The organism is Aliiroseovarius sp. PrR006 (assembly GCF_010500215.1).
Classification (GTDB): Bacteria; Pseudomonadota; Alphaproteobacteria; order Rhodobacterales; family Rhodobacteraceae; genus Aliiroseovarius.
This window is the reverse complement of sequence record NZ_JAAGOY010000004.1, coordinates 1,260,559-1,273,708: the sequence shown is the minus strand read 5'-3', so window position 1 is coordinate 1,273,708 and position 13,150 is coordinate 1,260,559. Positions and strand designations below refer to the sequence as shown.

Below are 13,150 nucleotides of genomic sequence, written 5' to 3'. Positions count from 1 at the left end.
AGCGTAAATGGGCAAGCAGCAGAACGGACTGCCGGTGTCGACGAAACACCCACCCCACCCCTCGCTCCCTCGTCGATTACCGGCAGTCTCCCTGCTCCTCCTCCACTGCCACACTCACGGACATCTAACGGAATGAGATCCTTGCAGAGTGTACGTTCGGCTGCTGTACATCCCTGATTCCGCCTTGAATTGCCGGGCCGCATGACGGATAACCGTCCTAGTTTTGGAAGGAGATACCGAATGCGTGCTCGTATCTATCAGCCCGCCCGCAATGCAATGTCGTCGGGCATGGGAAAAACCAAGGTCTGGGTTCTGGAATATGCAGCCGATGCGGCGCGTGAACTTGACCCTCTGATGGGCTGGACCGGATCGTCGGACACGCAAAGTCAGGTACGCCTGAAATTCCAAAGCAAAGAGGCCGCGCTGGACTATGCCAAAGAGCACGGCATCGAAGCCACGGTGACCGATCCGCACAAGCGTAAGCCGAATATTCGGTCGGGCGGATACGGCGAAAACTTCGCCACCAACCGCCGCGGCCCCTGGACGCACTGAGCCATTCCGGACAATCCTGAAAACCCCGCTTCGTTGCGGGGTTTTGGTTTTCTAGGGTTAGAGGTTCAGGAAGCTTCGCGTTGCGGCCTCGAACTCGCGCGGTTTTTCCGCGTGAAGCCAGTGGCCCGCACCAGGAATCTTGGCCTGTTTGGCTGCCGGGAACAGCGCTTTGATCGTGGGGCGATGCTCCGGCAGGACATAGTCCGAGTTCGCGCCTGCCAAAAACAGGGTCGGACCGTCGAAGGATCCCGATACCTCGGGGAAGCCGACGATTTTGGCCATCTCGGATTGCAGGACATCTAGATTAAGCCGCCACGTCCGCTCTTTCACATTCAGGGATTGCAGCAAAAACGCCCGGACCGAGGCTTCGTCCAGTACTTCCGCCAGTTGGCGGTCAGCGTCCCCGCGCGTGTTCACAAGATCCAGATCAATCGTGCGCATGGCCTCGATCATAGATTGCTGGCTGTGTCGATAGGCGATGGGGGCGATGTCAGCGACCAGAAGCTTGTTCACCAAAGCCGCATCCTGCAGCGCCAGGATCATCGACGCTTTCCCGCCCATGGAATGCCCGATCACATCCGCCTCTCCGCCGATCTCTCGGATCACTCGCGCAAGATCGCCCGCCATGTCGTGATAATTTTGCGTGTCAAACCACGGGCTTTCGCCGTGATTGCGCATGTCGACAGACACCACACGCCGGTCATCCGACAGGCGTTTGGCAATAACGTTCCAGTTGCGCCCCGAGCCAAACAGCCCGTGCACGATCAGGATTGGCGGGCGGGATGTATCGTCCCCGAATGTCTGCATCGTAAGCATATGCCCTGATAGCGTGACGGGCGCTTGGATTGAACCCGGAATTGTCGATGGGCCGGTTTGGGCTTTCGAAACCCCCGTTCTTGAAGCTATGGTTGTGATATTAGCGACCGGAAATATCGGGGATTGAGTTGGACATCGCGGCGCGTACAGATCGGCTTGCACAGTTGCTGGAAGAGCGGCTGGACGTGCGTGGCAAAGGGTTTGACACGAAGCTGCGTCGGGCAGGGCGGCTTCTGCCACGCCATTTGCGCATGAAGGGGCAGATGCTTGTTGATGCGACCGCGCGTGCCGATCATCCCCGACTTCTGCGCCAGCTGGACGAAGCCGCGCTGGATTTGGCGGCGGCGGATCTGGAACGTTATCTGCTAAGCATCGACCCGTGGGAGCGCCGCAAGGGGATAGCGGTGAACCTCAGCGCGGGGCTGCTGTTCAACCTTCTGCTCTTGGCGCTTCTGGTTTTTGGGTTCCTGGTGTGGCGCGGTCTGTTGTGACCTCGCAATAAAAAAACGCCCCCGTTTCCGGGGGCGTTAGTCAGCTCAACTCTGTTCCCAGTGGGATTACAGGTTCGGGTACAGCGGGAAGCGGGCGCAGAGGGCGGCCACTTTTTCGCGGACCGAAGCTTCGGCGTCGGCGTTACCCTCCGGACCGTTGGCGGCCAGACCGTCAACGACTTCGATGATCAGGTCAGCGATTTCGCGGAACTCGGCTTCACCGAAGCCGCGGGTGGTACCAGCGGGTGTGCCCAGACGGATGCCCGATGTGACCATGGGCTTTTCCGGGTCAAACGGGATGCCGTTCTTGTTGCAAGTGATATGCGCACGACCAAGGGCTGCGTCCACAATGTTGCCGGTTACGCCTTTCGGGCGCAGGTCTACCAGCATCAGGTGAGTGTCGGTGCCGCCGGACACGATGTCCAGACCACCTTTGATCAGCTGATCAGCCAAGGCTACAGCGTTCGCGCGTACTTGTTTCTGGTACTCTTTGAATTCAGGGCGCAGTGCTTCACCAAAAGCAGCCGCTTTACCAGCAATCACGTGCATCAAGGGGCCACCCTGAATGCCGGGGAAAATTGCCGAGTTCACCTTCTTCGCGATATCCGCGTCATTGGTCACGATCATACCACCGCGCGGACCGCGCAGGGTTTTGTGGGTGGTCGTGGTGGCCACGTGGGCGTGCGGGAAGGGCGAGGGGTGTTCGCCAGCGGCGATCAGACCCGCGATGTGAGCCATGTCGACCAGCAAATAGGCGCCAACCGAATCTGCAATTTCGCGGAACTTGGCGAAATCGATCTGACGCGGAATGGCGGAACCACCGGCGATGATCATCTGGGGCTTGTGTTCGTTGGCCAGTTCTTGGATCTGGTCATAGTCGATCAGGCTGTCTTCGCGACGCACACCATAGTGCACGGCGTTGAACCACTTGCCCGACTGGTTCGGACGTGCGCCGTGGGTCAGGTGACCACCAGCCGACAGGTCCATGCCCAGAATGGTGTCGCCGGGTTTGATCAGCGCCTGGAACACACCTTGGTTGGCTTGCGAACCCGAGTTCGGCTGAACGTTGGCAAATTCACAGCCAAACAGTTCCTTGGCGCGGTCGATGGCCAGGTTCTCGGCCACGTCGACATACTGGCAACCGCCATAGTAACGACGTCCGGGATAGCCTTCGGCATATTTGTTGGTCAGGACCGAGCCCTGAGCTTCCATCACTGCGGCGGAAACGATATTTTCCGATGCGATCAGCTCGATCTCGTCGCGCTGACGGCCCAGCTCATTGGTGATCGAGCCCCAAAGCTCGGGGTCGCGGGTCGCGAGGGATTCGGTAAAGAAACCTTGGTCACGGGTGGCAGTCATGCGCGTATTCCTTCAATTAAGGTCCGATTTCTCGATTTCCTATCGGAAACATTCCATGTCGCAAAGACCAGAAAGCGACGCGGCGACGGAAAGACGCGGCATTATCTGGTGATTTGTGGAAACATGTGGTTGTTTCGGAAACGAAGGCCGTCAATCGGGACATTTAGCATGAGTCGAAAAATCGCGTTTCTTGCCAGTGACACGACCATCGCGCAGGCAGCACTTGACGAGTTGGTGTCGCGCTATGGGAATGTCGCCGAGGACCAGGCCGATATTATTGTCGCTTTGGGCGGCGACGGGTTCATGCTGCACACGCTCCACAATACGCAGCATCTTCCTGCCCCGGTTTATGGCATGAACTGTGGCACGGTCGGCTTCCTGATGAACGAATACGCGGCCGAGGGGCTGATCGACCGACTGATTGTCGCGGAAGAAGAGGTCATTAACCCGCTGTCCATGCGCGCGGAAACAGCCAAGGGCGCCGTCTACGAGGCGTTGGCAATCAACGAGGTCAGCTTGCTGCGCGCAGGTCCACAGGCCGCGAAGCTTCAGATCAGTGTCGATGGGCGGGTCCGTCTGGATGAACTGGTCTGCGATGGCGCGCTTCTGTGTACGCCTGCAGGCTCGACCGCCTATAACTATTCGGCTCACGGACCGATTTTGCCGATCGGGTCTGATGTTTTAGCGCTGACCGCGATGGCTGCATTCCGGCCCCGTCGCTGGCGCGGCGCGCTTCTGCCAAAGAACGCGGTTGTGCGCTTTGACGTGTTGCAGCACGAAAAGCGCCCAGTGATGGCAGATGCGGACAGTCGGTCGGTGTCTGATGTCGTATCGGTCGAGATCCGATCGTGCAGTAACATTAAGCACCGCATTCTCTTTGATCCCGGTCACGGGCTTGAAGAACGGTTGATCCGCGAACAGTTCGTCTAATAGAAAACGCCCCCGACATTTGGGGGCGTTTCTGTTTCTTTGGTCTGGCTTAGTAGCCGAGCGAGGCCAGCGCCTCTTTGATTTCGTCCAGAATGGCTGGATCGTCGATGGTTGCAGGCATCTTGTATTCCTTGCCGTCCGCGATCGACACCATGGTCGCACGTAGGATCTTGCCCGAGCGCGTTTTGGGTAGGCGATCCACCACCACGCAAAGTTTGAAGGCGGCAACCGGGCCGATCTTCTCGCGGACCAGCTTGACGCATTCGGCGGTGATCTCTTCATCCGGGCGGTCGGTGCCCGCGTTCAGACAGACCATGCCCAGCGGCAGTTGGCCTTTCAGTTGGTCGGTCACACCAATCACGGCACATTCGGCCACGTCGGGGTGCGAGGCCAGAACCTCTTCCATGCCGCCGGTCGACAGACGGTGACCGGCCACGTTGATCACGTCATCGGTGCGCGCCATGATGTAGACGTATCCATCTTCATCAATGTACCCCGCATCACCGGTCTCATAGTAGCCAGGGAAGGTGTTCAGATAGCTCGACTTGTAACGCTCTTCCGCGTTCCACAGGGTCGGCAACGTACCCGGAGGCAGGGGAAGTTTGATGGCGATCGCGCCCAGCTCGCCAGCTGGCATCGGGTGTCCGCCTTCGTCGAGGATCTGCACATCGAAGCCCGGCATTGGGACCGAGGGCGAACCCAGTTTGATCGGCAGTTCTTCGATGCCAATTGGGTTGGCGGCGATGGCGAAGCCGGTTTCGGTCTGCCACCAGTGGTCCACCACGGGCACGTTCAGCTGCTCCTGCGCCCAGACGATGGTGTCGGGGTCGGCACGCTCACCAGCCAGATAGACCTGTTTCAGGCAGGACAGGTCGTATTTCTTCACGAACTCACCCTTCGGGTCCTCGCGCTTCACGGCGCGGAAGGCGGTCGGGGCAGTGAAGAACGACTTCACGTTGTGCTCGGAAATCACGCGCCAGAAGGTGCCTGCGTCCGGTGTGCCAACGGGTTTGCCTTCAAATACAATGGTCGTGTTGCCGTGCACCAGCGGACCATAGGTGATGTAAGAGTGACCAACGACCCAACCCACGTCAGACGCGGCCCAGAACACATCGCCCGGATCGACGTTGTACAGGTTCTTCATGGTCCAGTTCAGTGCAACCAGATGGCCGCCAGTGTGGCGGATAACGCCCTTCGGCTGACCCGTGGTACCCGAGGTGTAGAGGATATAGGCTGGGTGGTTGCCTTCGACAGGCACACAGGCAGCAGGGGTAGCGTTCGCTTCCATCTCGGCCCAGTCATAGTCGCGTCCGTCGATCAGCTCGGCGGGATGCTCTTCACGCTGCAGGATCAGGGTAAAGTCGGGTTTGTGTTCGGACAGGTCAATGGCGCCATCCAGAAGCGGCTTGTAAGCCACGACGCGGCCCGGCTCCAACCCGCAAGAGGCGGCGATGATCGCCTTGGGTTTGGCGTCGTCGATACGTACGGCCAGTTCGTTCGAGGCAAAGCCGCCAAATACGACCGAGTGCACTGCACCAATACGGGTGACAGCCAACATGGCGATCAGGGCTTCGGTGACCATCGGCATATAGATGATGACGCGGTCGCCCTTGGTGACGCCCTTTTCGACCAGAGCGCCCGCGACTTTCTCGACCCGCGATTTCAGTTCGGCATAGGTGGTTTTCGACTGACGGCCTGTGATGGGGCTGTCATAGATGATGGCGACCTGATCGGCGCGTCCGTTTTCTACGTGGCGGTCCACTGCGTTGTAGCAGGTGTTGACCATCCCGTCCGAGAACCATTCGTAGATCGGGGCGTTGCCGTCAAAGAGCGCCTTGGTGGGGGCCTTGTCCCAGCTGATCGCTTGGGCCGCGTCCATCCAGAATGCTTCCGGGTTCGCCTGCCACGCTGCGTAAACGTCTTTGTATGCCATGGTGCACATCCTCCAATTTCCCTTGAAGAATGTGTTACGCCCCTACGACCTATCCGGGCAAGAACCGTGTTGGACGTAGCGTCACATTATCGCGGAAAATTTGCAGGGTGGCGGAAAATCACCTGCAAATTTTTGCAAACCCCTGTGTTTTGAGGGGGCTGAGTTTGAAAAAGGCGAGATTTGCAAAATTGCAAACCTTGCCTTGCAAAGTTTCGCAGGGAATCGTTTAGCCGTAATGCGCGACCGGTGTCCCGGCGATGGCCGACATGTTCAGAAGCCCGCGTGCGGTGATAGAGGGCGTAACGATATGCGCACGGTTGCCCATGCCCATCAGGATCGGTCCGACCTCAAGCCCGCCACCTTTCACCTTCAGCGTATTGCGCACGGCGCTGGCCGCATCCGTGTTGGCAAAAACCAGAACGTTGGCGGGGCCGTCAAAACGCGCGGCGGGGAACAGGCGGCGACGCACCTCGGGATCAAGGGCTGCGTCCACGTGCATTTCGCCCTCGTAGGCAAAGTCACGCGGGGTGGCGTCCAGAATTTCAAGTGCTCCACGCGCACGCGCACCGCTGTCTCCGCCGTGGTTGCCGAATTGCGAATACGAGCAGACTGCGATCTTTGGTTCTACACCGAAACGACGCACATGGCGCGCGGCGGCGCAAACGGTTTCGGCGATCTGCTCGGCACTGGGCGTGTTGTGCACATGGGTGTCGGCGATGAACAGAGGGCCATCCTGTAGGATCATCAGGCTGAGTGCGCCAACCGGGTGCAATTCGGTGTTGCCCAGAATCTGTTGAATATAGTTCAGGTGCCACAGATACTGCCCGAACGTACCAGCGATCAAACTGTCCGCATGGCCCAAATGCACCATGATGCCACCGATGGCTGTGGTGTTTGTGCGCAAGATAGCCTTGGCCAGATCAGGCGTCACGCCCTTGCGGGCCATCAGCTCGTGATAGGCGCCCCAGTACTCGCGGTAGCGGTCGTCGCGTTCGGGATTAACGACCTCGAAATCACGACCGGGAATAATTGACAGACCAGCCCGTTCGGCACGGCGCGCGATCACGTCCGGGCGGCCAATCAGGATCGGTGCGTCCGTGGTTTCTTCGATCATCGCGTTGGCGGCGCGCAATACGCGTTCGTCTTCGCCCTCGGCAAAGACAATGCGGCGTTCGGCGGTGCCGGCAGCTTCGAAGACAGGGCGCATGATCAGCGCAGATTTGAAGACCGACCCGTCCAGTTTCGCCTTGTAGGCGTCCAGATCGTCAACGGGGCGCGTGGCCACACCGCTGTCCATCGCTGCCTTGGCAACGGCGCTGGCGACCACGCCCATCAGGCGCGGATCGAACGGTTTGGGGATCAGGTAGTCTTCACCAAAGGTCAGCTGCTCGCCCTTATAGGCGGCGGCGGCCTCAGCAGACGTTGTGGCGCGGGCCAATGCTGCGATGCCTTCGATGCAGCCCAGCTGCATGGCGTCGTTGATCTCGGTTGCGCCGACATCCAGAGCGCCCCGGAAGATGAAAGGGAAGCACAGAACGTTGTTTACCTGATTTGGAAAATCCGAACGCCCGGTGGCGATGATCGCATTCGGAGCAACCTTGCGCACCTCGTCAGGCATGATTTCCGGTGTCGGGTTGGCAAGGGCAAACACGATCGGACGATCGGCCATCTTGGCCACCATCTCGGGCTTCAAAACGCCGGGGCCCGACAAGCCAAGGAACAGGTCTGCGCCTTCAATCACGTCATCCAGACTGGCCGGGCTGTCGCCTTGTGCGTAATTCGCTTTCTGAGGCGTCATGTCTTTTTCGCGGCCCTCATAAACCAGGCCTTCGATGTCGCAGAGCCAGACATTCTCGCGCTTCACGCCCAGCTTCAGAAGCATATTCAGGCAGGCAATGCCGGCAGCCCCGCCGCCGGTCGAGACGACCTTGATGTCTTCGAAGGACTTGCCCGCCACTTTCAATGCATTGGTGGCTGCGGCCCCGACCACGATAGCGGTTCCGTGCTGATCATCGTGAAAAACGGGGATGTTCATCCGTTCGCGGCAAATTTGTTCAACGATGAAACAATCGGGTGCCTTGATGTCTTCTAGGTTGATCGCGCCAAAGCTCGGCTCCATCGCGCAGACGATCTCGGCCAGCTTTTCGGGATCAGATTCGTTCAGTTCGATGTCGAAGCAGTCGATATTGGCGAACTTCTTAAAGAGTACCGCCTTGCCTTCCATTACAGGCTTCGAGGCCAGTGCTCCGATATTACCTAGCCCTAGTACCGCAGATCCGTTCGAGACCACGGCGACCAGATTGCCGCGCGCAGTATAACGGCTTGCAACAGAAGGATCTTTTGAGATCTCAACGCAGGCTTCAGCCACTCCGGGAGAGTAAGCAAGGCTTAGGTCACGCCCGTTCGCCATCGGCTTTGTCGCGCGGATTTCAAGCTTTCCGGGCTGTGGAAATTCGTGATAATCCAATGCGCGTTTGCGCAAATAGCTGTCTTCGGACATCGAGGCCTCCCAAGGTGTTTTTCAGATAGTTTAACTTTAAACCATCATCCTCCATCACCCCGATACACCAGCTATGCAAGGGCAATCAAGTCTGCAGTGTGTACATTAGCATGGCATTACCTTGCGGCCAGCCCTTTGATGCACCGATTGCGCTTGCATCCGCGTATGCAGAGGTTCAGGGTTGCTGGATAGAATTTTTGCAGGAGCGGACCATGTCGCTGTTGGAAGCTGCCAAAGCCGTGCGCGAAAATGCGCATGCCCCGTATTCGAATTTCAAGGTCGGTGCCGCGCTGCGCACAAGCGCGGGCGTTGTGCATGTCGGGTGCAATGTCGAAAACATCGCCTATCCCGAAGGGACCTGTGCCGAAGCCGGCGCAATTGCCGCCATGTGCGCGGCGGGCGAACGCGAGATCGCCGAAGCACTGGTGATCGCGGACGCGCCTTTGCCGGTGACGCCGTGTGGCGGGTGCCGTCAGAAACTGGCCGAGTTCTCGGGGCCGGATGTCAAGATCACTATGATGACGATGGGGGGCGAAAGCCTGACCATGACTATGGCGGAGCTTCTACCCGGCGCATTTGGGGCCGCGCATATGGAGAACACATGACCCGCGCCTTCCTAATCGTGCTGGACAGCGTCGGCTGCGGCGGCGCCCCTGATGCACATAAGTTCTTCAACGACAAAACCGTGCCGGACACCGGTGCCAACACGCTGGCCCATATCGCGCAAGCCTGTGCGGAAGGTCACGCGGTAGAGGGGCGCTCGGGGCCGCTTTCCCTGCCAAATCTGGATGCTCTGGGGTTGGGGGCGGCGATCCGTTTGGCCTCGGGGGACGACACTCCAGGTTTAGATGCCACGCCCGCCGGGCTGTGGGGCGCAGCGCAGGAGGTCTCTCCGGGCAAGGACACGCCCACCGGGCATTGGGAGATCGCCGGCGTCCCGCTGCCGTGGGACTGGGGCTATTTCCCGGACGCCACGCCGACTTTTCCCGAAGACCTGACCGCTGCCATTTGCGCGGCGGCAGATGTGGACGGCATTCTGGGTGATAAACATGCGTCGGGCACGGCGGTGCTGGATGAACTTGGGGCCGAGCACATCCGCACCGGGCGTCCGATCGTCTATACCTCGGCCGATAGTGTCGTTCAGATCGCCGCACATGAAGAGCATTTCGGTCTAGAGCGCCTCTATGCGCTGTGCGAAGCGGTTGCGCCGATGGTGCATGACATGCGCGTCGGCCGCGTCATCGCGCGCCCCTTTGTGGGCTCGGAAGCCGAGGGGTTCACCCGCACCACCAACCGCCGCGACTATGCGATGACCCCGCCGGAACCGACCCTGTGTGACTGGGTGACGGATGCGGGCGGCAAGGTGCATGCTATTGGTAAGATCGGCGATATCTTTGCACACCGCGGGATCACCTCTGTCCAGAAAGGGGCGGATTCGGACCTGATGGAGTATCTGGTGACCTCGTTCGATGATGCGCGGGATGGCGATCTGGTCTTCGCGAATTTTGTCGAGTTTGACGCAATCTATGGCCACCGCCGCGACATCTCGGGCTATGCCCGTGCGTTGGAATGGTTTGACAGTCAGATGCCGCGCATCCTCGGTAAAATGCGTGCGGGCGACTTGGTGTTGTTTACTGCCGATCATGGCAACGATCCCAGCTGGGTCGGCACTGATCACACCCGTGAACGCGTGCCTGTCGTTGCTGCTGGAATGGGCTGCCGCGAGATCGGTTTGGTTGGGTTTTCTGATATTGGCGCCTCGGTCGCGGCCCATCTGAGGCTGGACACGCGTGGCGCAGGAGGGTCGTTTTTATGAGTTTCAGTGAGCTAAAAAAGGTCGAACTACACCTGCATATTGAAGGGGCTGCACCGCCCGCGTTCATCCGATCTGTGGCCAAGGAAAAATCCGTCGATCTGTCGGGGATTTTTACCGAAGATGGCGGTTATGCCTATCGCGATTTCTGGCATTTCCTTGAAGTGTATGAGGCCGCGACCTCGGTCCTCACGGGCCCCGAGGAATTTCGCCGCCTGACCAAAGCTGTCTTGGAGGCCTGCGCCGAAAAGGGCGTGGTCTATGCCGAAACCTTTTTGTCGCCGGATTTCTGCGGTGGGCGTGATGTTGCCGCGTGGAAGGACTATCTGGCGGCCATTCAAGACGCTGCCGACGAGGCCGAGCGCGACATGGGCATCACTCTGCGCGGGATTGCCACCTGCATCCGCCATTTCGGCCCGGAGATGGCCCGCGAAACCGCGCTTTGTGCGCAGGAAACGGCCGGTGGTTTTCTGACCGGCTTCGGCATGGGCGGGGACGAAAAGTCCGGCAGCCAGGGCGATTTCGCCTATGCCTATGACATGGCGCGCGAGGCAGGGCTTCGCCTGACCACCCATGCAGGCGAATGGAACGGACCCGATGAGGTCCGCGCTGCGCTGGACGATTTGAAGGTTGAACGCATCGGCCACGGCGTACGTGCGATCGAGGACTTGGCGCTGGTGGATCGGCTGGCTGAAGACGGTGTGACGTTGGAAGTCTGCCCCGGCTCGAATGTGTTTCTTGGCGTGTATCCCAACCTCGCCTCGCACCCGATCGCAAAGCTGCGCGAGCGTGGGGTGAATGTGACCGTTTCGACGGATGATCCCCCGTTCTTCCGGACGGATATGAACAAGGAATATGAAGACCTATCGCGCCAGTTCGGCTGGACAGCCGAAGATTTTCGCGATCTGAACGTGGTTGCCATTGACGCGGCTTTCTGCGACGACGCCACCCGCACCCGCATCCGCAAAGAATTGGAGACGCAAGATGTATGATCACCTGACCGTTGTTGATCACCCCCTGATCCAGCACAAGCTGACCTTGATGCGGGACGAAGCCACGCCCACCAGCCTGTTCCGCCAGCTTCTGCGCGAAATCAGCCAGCTTCTGGCCTATGAGATCACCCGCGAATTGCCGATGACCACGAAAACCGTCACCACGCCGATGGAGGACATGGAGGCACCGACCCTAGCGGGACGTAAATTGGCACTGGTGTCGATCCTGCGCGCAGGCAATGGCTTGCTGGATGGCGTGCTAGAGCTGATCCCCTCGGCGCGTGTGGGTTTTGTCGGTCTTTACCGTGACGAAGAAACGCTGGAGCCGGTCGAGTATTACTTCAAGGTTCCCGAGCATATGGACGAACGTCTGGTAATCGCGGTGGACCCGATGCTGGCCACCGGCAACAGCTCGGTTGCGGCGATTGATATGCTGAAAAAATCGGGCGCGAAGAACATCCGCTTCTTGTGCTTGCTGGCGGCCCCGGAAGGTGTCGCGCGCATGAAAGAGGCCCATCCTGATGTTCCGATCATCACGGCCTCGCTGGATGAGAGACTGAACGAAAAAGGCTATATCGTTCCGGGTCTGGGTGACGCGGGCGACCGGATGTTCGGCACCAAGTAAAATACACGGCAATCGCTGTGTGACGAGCGCCCGTCTGCATGTCAGACGGGCGTTTTTATTCGCCGCAAACGCCCTGCAGCCTGATCCAATCGCCATCAGACAGAAGGGGTTTCGCGATGTCTTCGGGCACCGGGTCGGCCTCGATCAGGTCCAGCGTGGTCTCGCCCGTCAGGTCCAGCGCATAGGCATAGGGTGTCGCGCTGACGCCATGTGTCTTGAACCGTTCCAGAAGCGCTGTTGTTTGGACCTCGGTTTGCGGCGTGGTCAGAAGATCTTCTGCATACTCATCAATTGCAGCCTCGGGCAGATAGCCGGTTGTCAGCAACTGCACTGTGCCGCGCAGGCCAACATGGTTCAGAAGTGGGATTATCGGATCTGTGCTATCGCGACGCAGCTCTTCGGCCAAAAGGAAGCCTGCCAGCACCTCGGGATGTTCGAAATCTTCAATTAAGGCGCGGTTCAGAAGGGTGATATTTCCGGGCAAATGCTTGGAGCTTTGCACGCCGGACGACAGTACGACCACCCGCAGGTTTGGATTTCCGGTCGTGTTCCGGGCCAGCCGGGTCAACACCGAACGCCCCTCGCGCCCACGGCATTCCTGTCCGGTGATCCGCCCGATCCGCGTCAGGATTTGCTGCCCAATGGCGGCACGTGTGGGCTCGGGCACGACCGAGACCGTGTAATTGCGCAGCGCACCCGGCAACCAGAAGACCGCGAGCAGCAGCAAGGACACCAGCACACCCGCCGTCACCAAGTGACGTAGTCGACCGGGATGGGGGCGACGACGCTCGATCAGCTTACGCACCTTTTCCAGCGCGCGGATCATGTCGTCATCCTCGGTTTCCAGCTCTTCCGTGGCATCATCGCCGGGGCGGAAAATGGCGGGACGTTCGCCGGGATTGACGCGCTGGATCGCGGGCAGGGACCAATGGTTCAACACGTTCTCGCGCATGTCCGAGATCGTTAGCGTTGCATCCCCAAGGGACAATAGGACATCCATCCTCTGCGCGCCTTCTTCAGGACGCCAAAGGGCCGTGGCCTCAAGCCGCTCGTATTTGGTCAGGGCCGTCATGTTCGGACGGTGCTTTCTGCTCGTTCTTAATTGCGCACAGAATAGCGCTTCCCCGCCCGCCCGGCAA

12 protein-coding genes are annotated in these 13,150 nt (G+C 59.4%); 7 read left to right on the top strand and 5 right to left on the bottom strand.

The genetic code is table 11. The features are described from left to right. The first annotated feature begins 240 nt into the window (after nt 1-240). Nucleotides 241-552: an ETC complex I subunit gene (locus tag G0Q00_RS06270; protein WP_133485975.1), complete on the top strand. Its 312-nt coding sequence runs from the start codon at nt 241-243 to the stop codon at nt 550-552. A gap of 57 nt (nt 553-609) precedes the next feature. Here the strand turns inward: G0Q00_RS06270 and G0Q00_RS06265 are convergent, their stop codons facing one another. Then, nucleotides 610-1,368, bottom strand: coding sequence for an alpha/beta fold hydrolase (locus G0Q00_RS06265; protein ID WP_163037372.1), 759 nt, complete (start codon nt 1,366-1,368; stop codon nt 610-612). A gap of 128 nt (nt 1,369-1,496) precedes the next feature. On the opposite strand from G0Q00_RS06265, the gene G0Q00_RS06260 reads away from it, so the two are divergent. Beyond that, nucleotides 1,497-1,859, top strand: coding sequence for a hypothetical protein (locus tag G0Q00_RS06260; protein ID WP_163037370.1), 363 nt, complete (start codon nt 1,497-1,499; stop codon nt 1,857-1,859). A 66-nt stretch (nt 1,860-1,925) separates the two neighbouring features. Here the strand turns inward: G0Q00_RS06260 and glyA are convergent, their stop codons facing one another. After that, nucleotides 1,926-3,218, bottom strand: a complete 1,293-nt coding sequence (gene glyA, locus G0Q00_RS06255) for a serine hydroxymethyltransferase (protein ID WP_163037368.1) — start codon at nt 3,216-3,218, stop codon at nt 1,926-1,928. A 168-nt stretch (nt 3,219-3,386) separates the two neighbouring features. On the opposite strand from glyA, the gene G0Q00_RS06250 reads away from it, so the two are divergent. Then, a complete protein-coding gene (locus G0Q00_RS06250; protein WP_163037366.1) occupies nt 3,387-4,148 on the top strand; it encodes an NAD kinase in 762 nt (253 codons plus the stop codon). Nucleotides 4,149-4,197: 49 nt separating this feature from the next. On the opposite strand, the gene G0Q00_RS06245 is transcribed toward G0Q00_RS06250, so the two are convergent. Both G0Q00_RS06245 and G0Q00_RS06240 read right to left on the bottom strand, forming a co-directional pair. Continuing rightward, entirely contained in the window at nt 4,198-6,081 is a 1,884-nt protein-coding gene (locus tag G0Q00_RS06245) for a propionyl-CoA synthetase (RefSeq protein WP_163037364.1), read from the bottom strand. A gap of 226 nt (nt 6,082-6,307) precedes the next feature. Further along, the gene (locus tag G0Q00_RS06240; RefSeq protein WP_163037363.1) at nt 6,308-8,581 is read right to left on the bottom strand and encodes an NADP-dependent malic enzyme; all 2,274 of its coding nucleotides are present in this window, start codon (nt 8,579-8,581) and stop codon (nt 6,308-6,310) included. A 212-nt stretch (nt 8,582-8,793) separates the two neighbouring features. Between G0Q00_RS06240 and G0Q00_RS06235 the strand changes: the two genes are divergently transcribed. The 4 genes from G0Q00_RS06235 to upp are packed head-to-tail and all read left to right on the top strand — an operon-like array spanning nt 8,794 to nt 12,011. Continuing rightward, nucleotides 8,794-9,186 (top strand): cytidine deaminase, encoded by a 393-nt coding sequence (locus G0Q00_RS06235; RefSeq protein WP_142853621.1) that lies wholly within the window; start codon nt 8,794-8,796, stop codon nt 9,184-9,186. Next, on the top strand, nt 9,183-10,397 hold the full coding sequence (locus G0Q00_RS06230) for a phosphopentomutase (protein WP_163037361.1): 1,215 nt from the start codon (nt 9,183-9,185) through the stop codon (nt 10,395-10,397). Before G0Q00_RS06235 ends, G0Q00_RS06230 begins: the two co-directional genes overlap by 4 nt. Further along, entirely contained in the window at nt 10,394-11,386 is a 993-nt protein-coding gene (locus tag G0Q00_RS06225) for an adenosine deaminase (protein ID WP_163037359.1), read from the top strand. Before G0Q00_RS06230 ends, G0Q00_RS06225 begins: the two co-directional genes overlap by 4 nt. Continuing rightward, nucleotides 11,379-12,011, top strand: a complete 633-nt coding sequence (upp, locus tag G0Q00_RS06220; RefSeq protein WP_163037357.1) for a uracil phosphoribosyltransferase — start codon at nt 11,379-11,381, stop codon at nt 12,009-12,011. The genes G0Q00_RS06225 and upp overlap by 8 nt, the downstream gene beginning before the upstream one ends. A 55-nt stretch (nt 12,012-12,066) precedes the next feature. Here upp and G0Q00_RS06215 read toward each other — a convergent pair whose 3' ends face one another. Beyond that, nucleotides 12,067-13,083 (bottom strand): hypothetical protein, encoded by a 1,017-nt coding sequence (locus G0Q00_RS06215; RefSeq protein WP_163037355.1) that lies wholly within the window; start codon nt 13,081-13,083, stop codon nt 12,067-12,069. Nucleotides 13,084-13,150: the final 67 nt, after the last annotated feature.

What these genes read in the sequence shown, in the direction of transcription:
- G0Q00_RS06215 (WP_163037355.1), bottom strand. Translation starts at nt 13,083, where the DNA reads ATGACGGCCCTGACCAAATACGAGCGGCTTGAGGCCACGGCCCTTTGG.
- G0Q00_RS06225 (WP_163037359.1), top strand. Translation starts at nt 10,394, where the DNA reads ATGAGTTTCAGTGAGCTAAAAAAGGTCGAACTACACCTGCATATTGAA.
- G0Q00_RS06235 (WP_142853621.1), top strand. Translation starts at nt 8,794, where the DNA reads ATGTCGCTGTTGGAAGCTGCCAAAGCCGTGCGCGAAAATGCGCATGCC.
- upp (WP_163037357.1), top strand. Translation starts at nt 11,379, where the DNA reads ATGTATGATCACCTGACCGTTGTTGATCACCCCCTGATCCAGCACAAG.
- glyA (WP_163037368.1), bottom strand. Translation starts at nt 3,218, where the DNA reads ATGACTGCCACCCGTGACCAAGGTTTCTTTACCGAATCCCTCGCGACC.
- G0Q00_RS06250 (WP_163037366.1), top strand. Translation starts at nt 3,387, where the DNA reads ATGAGTCGAAAAATCGCGTTTCTTGCCAGTGACACGACCATCGCGCAG.
- G0Q00_RS06270 (WP_133485975.1), top strand. Translation starts at nt 241, where the DNA reads ATGCGTGCTCGTATCTATCAGCCCGCCCGCAATGCAATGTCGTCGGGC.
- G0Q00_RS06265 (WP_163037372.1), bottom strand. Translation starts at nt 1,368, where the DNA reads ATGCTTACGATGCAGACATTCGGGGACGATACATCCCGCCCGCCAATC.
- G0Q00_RS06240 (WP_163037363.1), bottom strand. Translation starts at nt 8,581, where the DNA reads ATGTCCGAAGACAGCTATTTGCGCAAACGCGCATTGGATTATCACGAA.
- G0Q00_RS06230 (WP_163037361.1), top strand. Translation starts at nt 9,183, where the DNA reads ATGACCCGCGCCTTCCTAATCGTGCTGGACAGCGTCGGCTGCGGCGGC.
- G0Q00_RS06245 (WP_163037364.1), bottom strand. Translation starts at nt 6,081, where the DNA reads ATGGCATACAAAGACGTTTACGCAGCGTGGCAGGCGAACCCGGAAGCA.